At 71.4% G+C, this 13,331-nt stretch carries 11 protein-coding genes; 7 read left to right on the forward strand and 4 right to left on the reverse strand.

What is annotated here, in order from left to right; genetic code table 11:
* Positions 1-19: 19 nt before the first annotated feature.
* Entirely contained in the window at positions 20-1,285 is a 1,266-nt protein-coding gene (locus ACZ3HQ_RS09610; protein ID WP_467509153.1) for a polysaccharide deacetylase family protein, read from the reverse strand.
* Positions 1,286-1,630: 345 nt separating this feature from the next.
* Here ACZ3HQ_RS09610 and ACZ3HQ_RS09615 point away from each other — a divergent pair, with 345 nt between their 5' ends.
* The 6 genes from ACZ3HQ_RS09615 to ACZ3HQ_RS09640 all read left to right on the forward strand — a co-directional run bounded on the left by ACZ3HQ_RS09615 (position 1,631) and on the right by ACZ3HQ_RS09640 (position 9,453).
* On the forward strand, positions 1,631-3,967 hold the full coding sequence (locus ACZ3HQ_RS09615) for a SulP family inorganic anion transporter (protein WP_467509154.1): 2,337 nt from the start codon (positions 1,631-1,633) through the stop codon (positions 3,965-3,967).
* A gap of 126 nt (positions 3,968-4,093) precedes the next feature.
* A complete protein-coding gene (gene acs, locus ACZ3HQ_RS09620; protein WP_467509155.1) occupies positions 4,094-6,052 on the forward strand; it encodes an acetate--CoA ligase in 1,959 nt (652 codons plus the stop codon).
* A 170-nt stretch (positions 6,053-6,222) separates the two neighbouring features.
* Positions 6,223-7,665, forward strand: a complete 1,443-nt coding sequence (nhaA, locus tag ACZ3HQ_RS09625) for a Na+/H+ antiporter NhaA (RefSeq protein ID WP_467509156.1) — start codon at positions 6,223-6,225, stop codon at positions 7,663-7,665.
* A 54-nt stretch (positions 7,666-7,719) separates the two neighbouring features.
* Positions 7,720-8,199, forward strand: coding sequence for a phage holin family protein (locus ACZ3HQ_RS09630; protein WP_467509157.1), 480 nt, complete (start codon positions 7,720-7,722; stop codon positions 8,197-8,199).
* Positions 8,196-9,131 (forward strand): alpha/beta fold hydrolase, encoded by a 936-nt coding sequence (locus ACZ3HQ_RS09635; protein WP_467509158.1) that lies wholly within the window; start codon positions 8,196-8,198, stop codon positions 9,129-9,131. The genes ACZ3HQ_RS09630 and ACZ3HQ_RS09635 overlap by 4 nt, the downstream gene beginning before the upstream one ends.
* Before the next feature lie 139 nt (positions 9,132-9,270).
* Positions 9,271-9,453 (forward strand): hypothetical protein, encoded by a 183-nt coding sequence (locus ACZ3HQ_RS09640; RefSeq protein WP_467509159.1) that lies wholly within the window; start codon positions 9,271-9,273, stop codon positions 9,451-9,453.
* 66 nt (positions 9,454-9,519) lie between these two features.
* Here the strand turns inward: ACZ3HQ_RS09640 and ACZ3HQ_RS09645 are convergent, their stop codons facing one another.
* Genes ACZ3HQ_RS09645 through nth form a run of 3 tightly spaced genes read right to left on the reverse strand, consistent with a single transcriptional unit; the run spans position 9,520 to position 12,344 of the window.
* Positions 9,520-10,719: a MarP family serine protease gene (locus ACZ3HQ_RS09645; RefSeq protein WP_467509160.1), complete on the reverse strand. Its 1,200-nt coding sequence runs from the start codon at positions 10,717-10,719 to the stop codon at positions 9,520-9,522.
* Between the two features lie 56 nt (positions 10,720-10,775).
* Positions 10,776-11,471 carry an NUDIX hydrolase gene (locus ACZ3HQ_RS09650; protein ID WP_467509161.1) on the reverse strand — a complete coding sequence of 232 codons (696 nt, stop codon included), beginning with the start codon at positions 11,469-11,471 and terminating at the stop codon, positions 10,776-10,778.
* A 51-nt stretch (positions 11,472-11,522) separates the two neighbouring features.
* Positions 11,523-12,344: an endonuclease III gene (gene nth, locus ACZ3HQ_RS09655; protein WP_467509162.1), complete on the reverse strand. Its 822-nt coding sequence runs from the start codon at positions 12,342-12,344 to the stop codon at positions 11,523-11,525.
* Between the two features lie 311 nt (positions 12,345-12,655).
* Here nth and ACZ3HQ_RS09660 point away from each other — a divergent pair, with 311 nt between their 5' ends.
* On the forward strand, positions 12,656-13,330 hold the full coding sequence (locus ACZ3HQ_RS09660) for a Crp/Fnr family transcriptional regulator (protein ID WP_030811441.1): 675 nt from the start codon (positions 12,656-12,658) through the stop codon (positions 13,328-13,330).
* Position 13,331: the final 1 nt, after the last annotated feature.

Raw genomic sequence — 13,331 nt, forward strand, 5'->3', positions numbered from 1 at the left:
CTCTACTGCCGCTTGACGCCTACTGCTTGGCGGCCGGCGCTCCGGGGACGCCCTTCGGCGCCGGGGCCGGACGGCCGGAGAGCAGGGACGCCCAGCCCTGCTTGGGCGCCTCGCCCACCTCCAGGGTGCGCAGCTTGGCCAGGGTCTGCGGGTCCTGGGCGTCCAGCCAGTCGGTCAGCTCGCGGAACGAGACGCAGCGGACGTCGGGCTTGTTGCACACGCTCTTGACGACGTCCTCGATGGCGCGCATGTAGGTGCCGCCGTTCCAGGACTCGAAGTGGTTGCCGATGATCAGGGGCGCGCGGTTGCCGTCGTAGGCGCGGTCGAAGCCCTTGAGGAGGCCGTCGCGCATCTCGTCGCCCCACAGGGCGAACTTGTCGGGGTCGCCCTGGGTCCGGGTGCCGGACTGGTTGACCATGAAGTTGTAGTCCATGGTGAGCTGCTCGAAGGTGTGGCCGGGGAAGGGCACGAGCTGCATGGACAGATCCCAGAGACCTTCCTTCTTCTTCGGCCAGACCTGGTTGTTGACGCCGCTGGAGTCGTAGCGGAAGCCCATCTGGCTCGCCGCCTTGACGAAGTTCTTCTGCCCCTCCAGGCAGGGCGTGCGGGCGCCGATGAGTTCCTTGTCGTAATCGAAGGGCAGCGGCGAGGACTTCTTCAGACCGGAGTTGGTCTTCCAGGTCTTCACGAACTCCTTGGCCTGGCTGATCTCGCTCTTCCACTCGGCCACGGACCACTGGCCGACCCCGCCGTCGGGGCCGCAGAAGTGGCCGTTGAAGTGGGTGCCGATCTCGTTGCCCTCCAGCCAGGCCAGGCGCGCCTGCTTGGCGGTGTCGGCGATGCCCTGCTCGTCGTTGAAGCCGATGTCGGAGCGGCCCGGCGAGTGCTGCGGCGGCTTGTAGAGGTCCCGCTTCTCCTCCGGCAGCATGTAGACACCGCTGAGGAAGAACGTCATGTTGGCGTGGTTGTCCTTGGCGACCTTGCGGAAGTGCGAGAACAGCTTCTGGCTGTCCTCACCCGCGCCGTCCCAGGAGAACACCACGAACTGCGGCGGCTTCTGACCGGGCTTCAGCTTCTCGGGCCTCGGCAGGTGCGGCTGGGCACCGGTGTACGCGGTGGAGCCGTCGCCGATCAGCCGGACGACGCTCTGGGGAGCCGGGGCGCCCTTCTGCGGGCCGGACGTGCCTTCCCGTGCCCCGTCGGAGCCGGCGGCGCAACCGGCGAGGGACGCGGCACCGGCAGCGGCGACCATGGCACAGACGGCGATCCTCTGGGTGGCGGCCATGTTCCGCCCACCTTCTTCCTTCTCTAGGGCGAACTCTCAGGCGAACGCCGATGAGGGCGTTTTCTGGTGATGCGCCGGATTCCTCCCGGCGGCGCCGTCAAAGTCGCATGAGATTGAGAAGGAATTAGTACGACAAGCCGATCAAATGCCCGCTTCACCCGGCCGAGTGCACATATGTGCCATTTGCTTCGAAAAGATATGCCGAGCCTTTACTCTGGATTACGGTTCGTTTACCGAGCGTTGAACCATCCCGCCGCTGCACGCCGTGACCCACGGCCGCGACCGAACCCCCGCCCCTGGCGGAACCCATGACCGCGACCGCGCTGCCCCGGAGGAGACGGGAACATGTCAGCCTGCGCACCACTCCGATCCGAGCACTCCCCGCCCCACACCACCCCACCGCCCCGGCGCCGCCGCTTCCGCGTAGCGGGCGCCGACGTCTCCGCGTCCATCGCGGTGTTCCTCATCGCCCTGCCGCTCTCTCTCGGCATCGCCCTGGCCACCGGTGCCCCGCTCCAGGCGGGCCTGGTCGCCGCGGCGGTCGGCGGGATCGTCGCCGGCCGCATCGGCGGCTGCCCGTTGCAGGTCAGCGGGCCCGCCGCCGGTCTGACCGTGGTCACCGCCGACCTCATCCACCAGTACGGGTGGCGGGCGACCTGCGGCATCACCGTCCTCGCCGGGCTCGCCCAGCTCGGCCTCGGCTGCCTGAAGGTGGCGCGCGGCGCGCTCGCCGTCAGCCCGGCGGTCGTGCACGGCATGCTCGCGGGCATCGGCATCACCATCGCCGTGGCCCAGGTGCACATCGTGCTCGGCGGCCGGCCGGACAGCTCCGTCCTCACCAACCTGCGCGCGCTGCCCGGCCAGTTGGCCCACCTCGACCCTGCCGCCCTGGTGATCAGCGCGCTGACGCTGACCCTGCTGCTGGCCTGGCCCCGCATCCCCGGCCCGGTGGGCGGGCGGCTGCGCAAGGTGCCGGCCGCGCTGGTCGCCGTCGTCGGGGCCACCCTGACGGCGGCGCTGACCGGGCTCACCCTGCCCCGCGTCGATCTGCCGTCCTGGCGCAGCCACGCCCTGGCCGGACTCCCCGAGGGGCCGACGCTCGGCATCGTCGCCGCCGTGCTCACCACCACCCTGGTGTGCAGCGTGCAGTCGCTGCTCGGCGCGGTGGCCGTGGACAAGCTGGCCGCCGGCCGTACCGGCCCCGCGCGCGTGGGGCGCTCCGACCTGGACCGCGAACTTCTCGGCCAGGGCGCGGCCAACATCGTCTCCGGCGCGCTCGGCGGACTGCCGGTCGCGGGGGTGGCGGTACGGAGCACGGCGAACGTCAACTCAGGTGCCGTGAGCCGGAATTCCACGATGCTGCACGGCGGTCTCGTGGTGATCGCCGCCCTGCTGATGGTCCCCCTCCTGGAGCAGATCCCGCTCGCCTCGCTCGCCTCCCTGGTGATGGCGGTCGGCATCCAGATGGTGTCCCTGAACCACATCCGCACGGTGACCCGCCACCGCGAGGTACCGGCGTACGCCGCGACCACCCTCGGCGTGGTCTGCCTGGGTGTCCTTCAGGGCGTGCTCCTCGGGATCGCCGTGGCCGTCGCCCTCGCCCTGCACCGCCTCACCCACACCCGCATCACGCACGAGGAGAAGGAAGGAGTCCATCACATCCGGGTGCGCGGCCAGTTGACGTTCCTCGCCGTGCCCCGCCTCAGCCGAGCCCTCCACCAGGTCCCGCACGGCACCCGTGCCGTCGTCGAGCTGGACGGGTCTTTCATGGACCACGCGGCGTACGAGTCGCTCCAGGACTGGCGGAGTTCCCACACCGCGCGGGGCGGCTCCGCGGAGCTGAAGGACCACCGCACCGGCGTGCGGAGCGCGGGCCCCCCGTCCTCCACCGTCTGCCGGTGCCGGCCCTGGACGCCGTGGCGCAACCACCGGTGCGACATGCCGGCGGCCACCGTGCGCCAGGGTGCGGCCGACGCCACCGGCACCCCGCGCGCCGACACCCGTGAACTCGCCCGTGGCATCAGCTCGTTCCAGCGCAACACCGCCCCGCTGGTGCGGGAGGAGCTGGCCCGGCTGGCGAGGGAGGGACAGCGGCCCTCGCAGCTCTTCCTCACCTGCGCCGACTCCCGGCTCGTCACCTCGATGATCACCGCCAGCGGCCCCGGCGACCTCTTCGTGGTGCGCAATGTCGGCAACCTGGTGCCGCCACCGGGCCAGGAGCACACCGACGACTCGGTGGCCGCCGCCATCGAGTACGCGGTGGACGTGCTCGGGGTCGGGTCGATCACCGTGTGCGGGCACTCCGGGTGCGGCGCGATGCAGGCCCTGCTCGCCGCCGAGCCCGGCGCCGCCCCGACCCCGCTGCGCCGGTGGCTGCGGTACGGGGAGCCGAGCCTGGCCCGGCTGGCCGAGGGGCACCCGGAGCGGCCCCGGCTCGCCCCGCGCCCGGTGGCCGACGCGGTGGAGGAGCTGTCGCTGGCCAATGTGGTGCAGCAGTTGGCGCACCTGCGGGCGCACGAGTCGGTCGCACGCGCCCTGGCTGCCGGGACGCTGGAGCTGCACGGCATGTACTTCCACGTCGGAGAGGCGCGGGCGTACCTGCTCGGCGACGAGGGTAAGGCGGTCTTCGACGATGTCGGAGAGGACGTGCGAGAGGCGCCGGAGGTGGGCAGCTTGGTCTGAGCGGCCACCCGCACAGTGACCGCAGAAAGGTCTAAACCAATTCTGCGGTCCACCCTTGTCATCAGCCCCGACGTCTGATGAGGTGTGGCCTGGGACACAACGGACACCCTGGGAAAGGGAGATGTCGTGAGCAACGAGAGCCTGGCCAACCTTCTGAAGGAGGAGCGACGCTTCGCGCCGCCGGCCGACCTGGCCGCGAACGCCAACGTCACGGCCGAGGCGTATGAACAGGCCGCGGCGGACCGGCTCGGCTTCTGGGCCGAGCAGGCCCGCCGGCTGAGCTGGGCCAAGGAGCCGACGAAGACGCTGGACTGGTCGAACCCGCCGTTCGCCAAGTGGTTCGAGGACGGCGAGCTGAACGTCGCCTACAACTGCGTCGACCGGCACGTGGAGGCCGGCAACGGCGACCGGGTCGCCATCCACTTCGAGGGCGAGCCGGGCGACAGCCGCTCCATCACCTACGCCGAGCTGAAGGACGAGGTCTCCAAGGCGGCCAACGCGCTGCTGGAGCTGGGTGTCCGCAAGGGCGACCGGGTCGCCATCTACATGCCGATGATCCCCGAGACCGCCATCGCCATGCTGGCCTCGGCCCGCATCGGCGCCGCGCACTCGGTGGTCTTCGGCGGCTTCTCGGCCGACGCGCTGGCCACCCGCATCAAGGACGCGGACGCCAAGGTCGTCATCACCGCGGACGGCGGCTACCGCCGGGGCCAGCCGTCCGCGCTCAAGCCCGCCGTGGACGACGCGGTCGCCAAGGCCGACGGCACCGTCGAGCACGTGCTGGTGGTGCGCCGGACCGGGCAGGACGTGGCGTTCGACGCCGAGCGGGACGTGTGGTGGGACGAGCTGGTCGGGCGTCAGTCGGCCGAGCACACCCCGGAGGCGTTCGACGCGGAGCACCCGCTGTTCATCCTCTACACCTCCGGCACCACGGGTAAGCCCAAGGGCATCCTGCACACCTCGGGCGGCTACCTCACACAGACCGCCTACACCCACTGGGCGGTGTTCGACCTCAAGCCGGAGACGGACGTCTACTGGTGCACGGCGGACGTCGGCTGGGTCACCGGCCACTCGTACATCGTCTACGGCCCGCTGGCCAACGGCGCGACCCAGGTGATGTACGAGGGCACCCCGGACACCCCGCACCAGGGCCGCTTCTGGGAGATCGTCGAGAAGTACCGGGTCTCGATCCTCTACACCGCGCCCACCGCGATCCGGACGTTCATGAAGTGGGGCGACGACATCCCCGCGCAGTTCGACCTGACCTCGCTCAGGGTGCTCGGTTCGGTGGGCGAGCCCATCAACCCCGAGGCGTGGGTCTGGTACCGCAAGAACATCGGCGCCGACCGCACCCCGGTCGTGGACACCTGGTGGCAGACCGAGACCGGCGCGATGATGATCTCGCCGCTGCCGGGCGTCACCGAGACCAAGCCCGGTTCCGCGCAGCGCCCGCTGCCCGGCATCAGTGCCACCGTCGTCGACGACGAGGCCAACGAGGTGCCCAACGGGGGCGGCGGCTACCTGGTCCTCACCGAGCCGTGGCCGTCGATGCTGCGCACCATCTGGGGCGACGACCAGCGCTTCCTGGACACCTACTGGTCGCGCTTCGAGGGCAAGTACTTCGCCGGCGACGGCGCCAAGAAGGACGACGACGGGGACATCTGGCTCCTCGGCCGGGTGGACGACGTGATGCTGGTGTCGGGCCACAACATCTCCACCACCGAGGTGGAGTCGGCCCTGGTGTCGCACCCGGCAGTCGCCGAGGCGGCCGTCGTGGGCGCCGCCGACGAGACGACCGGGCAGGCCATCGTCGCGTTCGTCATCCTGCGCGGCTCGGCCGCCGAGGACGAGAAGCTGGTCGCCGAGCTGCGCGACCACGTCGGCGCCACCCTCGGCCCGATCGCCAAGCCCAAGCGCGTGCTGCCGGTCGCGGAGCTGCCCAAGACCCGCTCCGGCAAGATCATGCGCCGGCTGCTGCGGGACGTGGCGGAGAACCGTCAGCTCGGGGACGTCACGACCCTGACCGACTCCACGGTCATGACGCTCATCCAGTCCAAGCTGCCCTCGTCCTCGAGCGAGGACTGAGCCACCGGCGGACAGAGGGTGCCCCGGCGAGCGCGCCGGGGCACCCGATCTGCCGGATCGTCTGATCTTAGGTAAAGTAAACAAAGTACGGCAGTGGTCCGTGCCCGAGGTGCGCCGGGAAGTCTGGTCGGCAAGCGTTCTGTCATGCCCACCAGCCGGAGGTCCTCACCGTGGCCGCGCCCCGCACCCCCAACGCCGCCCGCAAGGCGCTCGCCCGCCTGTCGCTGCCGGAGCGGACCGCCGTGGCGGACGCGCTGCGCACCGAGACCGTGGGCGGTGTCCTGCTGCTCGCCGCCGCCGTCGCGGCGCTGATCTGGGCCAACATCCCCGCGCTGAGCCACGCGTACGAAGCCGTCTGCGACTTCCACCTCGGCCCCGCCGCCCTCGGCCTGAACCTCTCCGTCGCCCACTGGGCGGCCGACGGACTGCTCGCGGTGTTCTTCTTCGTCGCCGGGGTCGAGCTGAAGCGGGAACTGGTCGCCGGCGACCTGCGCGACCCCAGGGCGGCCGTCCTGCCCGTGGTGGCCGCGCTGTGCGGAATGGCCGTACCCGCGCTGGTGTACACGCTCACCAGCCTCACCGGAGGCGGCTCCCTGGCCGGCTGGGCGGTGCCGACCGCCACCGACATCGCCTTCGCGCTCGCCGTCCTCGCGGTCATCGGCACCTCGCTGCCCAGTGCGCTGCGCGCGTTCCTGCTGACCCTCGCCGTGGTCGACGACCTCTTCGCCATCCTGATCATCGCGGTCTTCTTCACCGGCCGGATCGATTTCGCGGCGCTCGGCGGCGCCGTCGCCGCCCTTGCGCTCTTCTGGCTGCTCCAGCGCAAGGGCGTGCGCGGCTGGTACGTCCATCTGCCGCTGGCGCTGGTGATCTGGGCGCTGATGTACAACAGCGGCGTGCACGCGACCATCGCCGGTGTGGCGATGGGCCTGATGCTCCGCTGTGTCACCCGTGAGGGTGAGGAGCGCTCACCGGGTGAACGGCTGGAGCATCTGGTGCGGCCCCTGTCGGCCGGACTCGCCGTGCCGCTGTTCGCCCTGTTCAGCGCGGGGGTGCCGGTGTCCGGCGGGGCACTGGCCCAGGTGTTCACGCGGCCGGAGACGCTCGGGGTGGTGCTCGGCCTGGTCCTCGGCAAGACGGTCGGTGTCTTCGGCGGGACCTGGCTGACCGTGCGCTTCACCCGTGCCTCGCTGAGCGAGGGGCTGGCCTGGGCCGACGTCTTCGCGGTCGCCGCGCTCGCCGGGATCGGCTTCACCGTCTCCCTGCTCATCGGCGAGCTGGCCTTCGCCGGCGACGCCCCGCTCACCGAGGAGGTGAAGGCGTCCGTCCTCGTCGGATCGCTGATCGCGGCCATCTGTGCGACGGTGCTGCTGAAGGTGCGCAACGCCAGATACCGGCGGCTGTGCGAGGACGAGGAGCGCGACGAGGACCAGGACGGCATCCCCGACGTCTACGAACAGGACGACCCGGCGTACCACCTGCGCATGGCCGAGATCCATGAGGGGAAGGCCGCCGAGCACCGGCGGATCGCGGCCGGGCTGTCCGCCGCCGCACGCCACGCGCGTGCCGAAGTGCCGGGCGGGGCAGGCGAGGAGAACGGTCGTCCGGCATGATCTGACGAGACGGTACAAAACAAGACGGCACCACAAGCAGAGGGAGAGAACGCGATGAGCGCACCCGACGGCAGGCCGGTCGGCGCCGAACACAGCATCGGCCAACTGGTCGCCTCGGCGACGACCGAGATGTCGGCGCTGGTGCACGACGAGATCGCGCTGGCCAAGGCGCAGCTCAAGCGGGACGTGAAGCGCGGCGCGGCGAGCGGCGGGGCCTTCTCCGGCGCGGGCGCGGTGCTGGTGTTCTCGCTGCCGATGCTCAACTTCGCGCTGGCGTACGGCATCCGGACCTGGAGCCACTGGAACCTCGCGGTGTGCTTCCTGCTGTCCTTCGCCGCCAATGTGCTGGTGGCCGGCCTGCTCGCCCTGATCGGCGTGATGTTCGCCAAGAAGGCCAAGAAGAGCAAGGGCCCGCAGAAGGTCGCCGCGTCCATGAAGCAGTCGGCGGGCGTCCTGCAGAAGGCCAAGCCGCACCCGCGTGAGCTGCCTGTGGCGGACCGCGCGCACAAGGCTGTGGCACGCTCGTCCTCATGACGGAACCCGCCGCCGCACCAGCCGTACGCCTCGACCTGCCCTCCGGGGAGCGGGTGACGCACCGGGACGTCGCCGCCAACGGCGCGCGTTTCCACATCGCCGAGCTGGGCGACGGCCCCCTGGTGCTGCTGCTGCACGGCTTCCCGCAGTTCTGGTGGACCTGGCGGCACCAGTTGTCCGCGCTGGCGGGCGCGGGCTACCGGGCCGTGGCCATGGATCTGCGGGGCGTCGGCGGCAGCGACCGCACCCCGCGCGGGTACGACCCGGCCAACCTCGCGCTGGACGTCACCGGCGTGATCCGCTCGCTCGGCGAGCCGGACGCCGCGCTGGTCGGCCACGACCTGGGCGGCTATCTGGCCTGGACGGCGGCGGCGATGCGGCCCAAGCTGGTGCGGCGGCTCGCGGTGGCGTCGATGCCACACCCGAGGCGCTGGCGGGCGGCGATGCTGCGCGACGCACGGCAGACGGCGGCCGGCTCCTACATCTGGGGCTTCCAGCGGCCGTGGATTCCCGAGCGCCGGCTCACCGCCGACGACGGCGCGCTGGTGGGCGAGCTGATCCGGGACTGGTCCGGGCCGCGGCTGCCGGAGGACGCGGACGTGGCGGCGTACCAGCGGGCGATGTGCATCCCGTCGACGGCGCACTGCTCGATCGAGCCGTACCGCTGGCTGGTGCGGTCGCTGGTCCGGCCGGACGGCATCCAGTTCAACCGGCGGATGAAGCGGCCGGTGCGGGTGCCCACGCTGCATCTGCACGGCTCGCTGGACCCGGTCCTCCGCACGCGCAGCGCGGCCGGTTCGGGCGAGTACGTGGAGGCGCCGTACCGCTGGCGGCTGTTCGACGGGCTGGGGCACTTCCCGCACGAGGAGGACCCGGTGGCGTTCTCCACCGAGCTGATCAACTGGCTGAAGGACCCCGAACCCGATCGGTGACCGTTCGGATGCGCTGAGTGTCCGCTTTCCCGACCGTTTACGACTGTTTGCTCACCGAACTGCCACATGCCTGACGCATAGGCCGATCAGGGGGTCCGGAGGCGGTTACTGACCTTGGGGTGGGGGCACACGTCGGGGTATGGGCTGGACGCACGACTACGGTGACGCACCCCGCGAACGACGCTCGGCCTCCGGGCCGGATTCGCCGCCACCAGGAACGCCGCAACTCGCGGAAGGGGACCCGAGGGTGGGGATTCCGCGTATCCTCCGTCGCCGGGCCCGCTGGGTCTCCGTACGCCTGCGTCACACCGCGCGCACCTGAGCCCGCGTCACCTCACGGGACGCGGGCACCTCGCGGAGTGCGGGCACCTCGCGGGCCACAGCCGCCTCACAGGGCGCAGTTGTCGGTACCCACCTGTTGGTTCGCCGTACGCCCCCGCGCGATGTCCGGGCGGATCTCGTCGGCGGTGAGGGCGTAGCCGGTCTCGGCGTCGTCCCGCGACTTGGCGAACACCACGCCGTACACCGTGCCCTGAGGGGTCAGCAGGGGGCCGCCGGAGTTGCCCTCGCGGACGGTGGTGAAGAGTGAGTACACGTCACGGCCGACCGTGCCCCGGCGGTAGATGTCCGAGCCGTTCGCCGTGATGCGCCCGCGCACCCGCGCCGCGCGCACGTCGTACGCGCCGTTCTCCGGGAAGCCGGCCACGATGGCGCTGTCCCCGCTGCCCGCGTCCTTCGAGGCGAACCGCAGTACGGGCGCCTTCAGGTCGGGCACGTCCAGGACGGCGATGTCGCGCCGCCAGTCGTAGAGGACCACCGTGGCGTCGTACCTGCGGCCCTCGCCGCCTATCTGGACCGTGGGTTCGTCCACGCCGCCGACGACATGGGCGTTGGTCATCACGCGCCGGTCGCCGAAGACGAAGCCGGTGCCCTCCAGCACCTTGCCGCAACTGCGGGCGGTGCCGGTGACCTTGACGATGGAGCGCTGGGCCCGGACCGCCACGGCGCTGCTCGCCAGGGCCGGGTCCGGCGGCTGGACCTCGCGGATCTGCTCGTCGGAGAAGGGGCTGAAGACCTGCGGGAAGCCGTTCTGCGCGAGGACCGAGCCGAAGTCCTTGAACCAGGTGCCCGACTGCACGGGCAGCACCTGGTCCATCCCGACCAGCACCTTGGAGCCACGGACCTCCCGGCCGAGCGTCGGCAGCGTGGTCTGGGCGAGCGCGGAGCCGATCAGCCAGGCGACCAGCAGCATGGCGACCACGTTGACCAGGGCGCCGCCGGTGGCGTCCAGCGCGCGGGCCGGGGACCACGTGATGTGGCGGCGCAGCTTGTTGCCCAGGTGGGTGGTGAGGGCCTGCCCCACGGAGGCGATGACGATGACGACGACGACCGCGACGACGGCGGCCACGGTGCCCACCTCGGCGTCGCCGGTCACCGCGTCCCAGACCGGGGGCAGCGCGTAGACGGCGAGCAGGCCGCCGCCGAGGAAGCCGATCACCGACAGGATGCCGACGACGAAGCCCTGGCGGTAGCCCACGACCGCGAACCAGACGGCGGCCAGCAGCAACAGGATGTCCAGCACGTTCAACGCTTCAGGCCCCGCCCATCGACTCTCCCGCGGTAACGATCACGCACGACACCCTGTCACGACCGGCGGTCGAGCGGGACCTGCCGGGTCCGGTCCCAGGGGCGCTCCCAGCCCGCGTAGTGCAGCAGCCGGTCGATCACCCCGGCGGTGAACCCCCACACGAGGGCCGATTCGACCAGGAATGCCGGGCCCCGGAACCCGCTGGGGTGCAGGGCGGTGGCCCGGTTGGCGGGGTCCGTGAGATCCGCCACGGGGACGGTGAAGACACGGGCGGTCTCGGCCGGGTCGACCACCCCGACCGGGCTCGGCTCGCGCCACCAGCCGAGGACGGGGGTGACGACGAACTCGCTGACCGGGATGTACAGCGCCGGCAGCACGCCGAAGAGCTGCACGCCGGCCGGGTCGAGCCCGGTCTCCTCCTCCGCCTCGCGCAGCGCCGCCCGCAGCGGGCCGTCGCCCTTCGGGTCGCCGTCCACCGCGTCCAGGGCGCCGCCGGGGAAGGAGGGCTGGCCCGCGTGGGAGCGCAGCGAGCCGGAGCGCTCCATCAGCAGCAGCTCGGGGCCGCGCTCTCCCTCGCCGAACAGGATCAGCACCGCCGACTGGCGGCCGCCGCCGTCCTCGGGCGGCAGGAAGCGGCTGAGCTGGAGCGGCTGGACCGTCTCGGCGGCCCGCGCCACCGGCTCCAGCCAGCCCGGCAGCCCCTCCCTGCGCAGCGCCACCGGGCCTTCGTGCGTGTCACGCGTGTACGTCATGCCACCCCCTGCTGCCGTGTCCAACGCCCGTCTGCCCCGTGATCGTTCCCCTCATCCGGCCCCCAGCGGCGGGGCCGGGATGCCGCCCGCGTCCAGGTAGGACTGGGGCGGGTTGAGCCGCTGGCCGGGGAAGCCGCCCTTCTCGTACTTGAGGAGCTTGCGGGCCTTGACCGGGTCGGTCTCGCCCTCGCCGTACGACGGGCAGAGCGGGGCGATGGGGCAGGCGCCGCAGGCGGGCTTGCGGGCGTGGCAGATGCGGCGGCCGTGCCAGATGACGTGGTGGGAGAGGTCGGTCCAGTCCTTCTTGGGGAACAGCTCGCCGACCGCGGCCTCGATCTTCTCGGGCTCGGTCTCCTCGGTCCACTTCCAGCGCCGCACCAGCCGCTGGAAGTGGGTGTCCACGGTGATGCCGGGGCGGCCGAAGGCGTTGCCGAGGACCACGAAAGCGGTCTTGCGGCCGACGCCGGGCAGCTTGACCAGGTCCTCCAGCTTGCCGGGGACCTCCCCGCCGAAGTCCTCCACGAGCGCCTTGGACAGCCCTATGACCGAGCGCGTCTTGGCCCGGAAGAAGCCGCAGGGGCGCAGGATCTCCTCCACCTCGGCGGGGTCCGCCGCCGCGAGGTCCTCCGGGGTGGGGTACTTGGCGAACAGCGCCGGGGTCGTCTGGTTGACGCGCAGATCGGTGGTCTGGGCCGACAGGACCGTGGCGACCACGAGCTGGAAGGGGTTCTCGAAGTCCAGCTCGGGGTGGGCGTACGGATAGACCTCGGCGAGTTCGCGGTTGATCCGGCGGGCGCGGCGGACCAGGGCGGTGTGCGATTCGCCGGTCGGGCCACCGGCCGCCTTGGCCGAGTCCTTTTTTGTGGTTTTCACCTTTTTGCCACTTCCATCGGAATCCTGTTCGCCCACGGCGGAATCACGTCGTGCAACCACCCGCGCAGCCCCCTCGGCCTGTGCTCTCACCGGCGATTTGGACACCCGGCCAGCCTAGAGCCCGGCACCGACATCCGCGCCGGACCCGGAAGATCGGCCCCCGATTGGACCCCTGCCGCTTACCCCGGGACACCTGTGCGGCATCCTTGTGACAGATCACACTGTTTGGACCGTCCGGGAAAACGGGGAACACGGTCCCCTGGCACGCTGGGGAGGAACATCCCCTGAGCAGCTCGACAAGGAGAGAACTCGTGGACGACGTTCTGCGGCGCAACCCGCTCTTCGCGGCTCTTGACGACGAGCAGTCCGCGGAGCTGCGCGCCTCCATGAGCGAGGTCACCCTCGCCCGTGGCGACTCCCTCTTCCACGAGGGCGACCCCGGCGACCGGCTCTACGTCGTCACCGAGGGCAAGGTCAAGCTGCACCGCACCTCCCCCGACGGGCGGGAGAACATGCTGGCGGTCGTCGGCCCCAGCGAGCTGATCGGTGAGCTGTCGCTGTTCGACCCGGGCCCGCGTACGGCCACCGCGACCGCGCTGACCGAGGTCAAGCTGCTCGGCCTCGGCCACGGCGACCTCCAGCCCTGGCTGAACGTCCGCCCCGAGGTCGCCGGCGCCCTGCTGCGTGCCGTCGCCCGCCGGCTGCGCAAGACCAACGACGCCATGTCCGACCTGGTCTTCTCCGATGTGCCCGGCCGTGTCGCCCGCGCCCTGCTGGACCTCTCGCGCCGCTTCGGCGTGCAGTCCGAGGAGGGCATCCACGTGGTGCACGACCTCACCCAGGAGGAGCTGGCCCAGTTGGTCGGCGCCTCCCGCGAGACCGTCAACAAGGCGCTGGCCGACTTCGCCCAGCGCGGCTGGCTCCGCCTGGAGGCGCGCGCGGTGATCCTGCTGGACGTCGAGCGCCTCGCCAAGCGGTCGCGCTGAC

The sequence above is a fragment of the Streptomyces sp. NPDC018263 genome, from assembly GCF_055562575.1.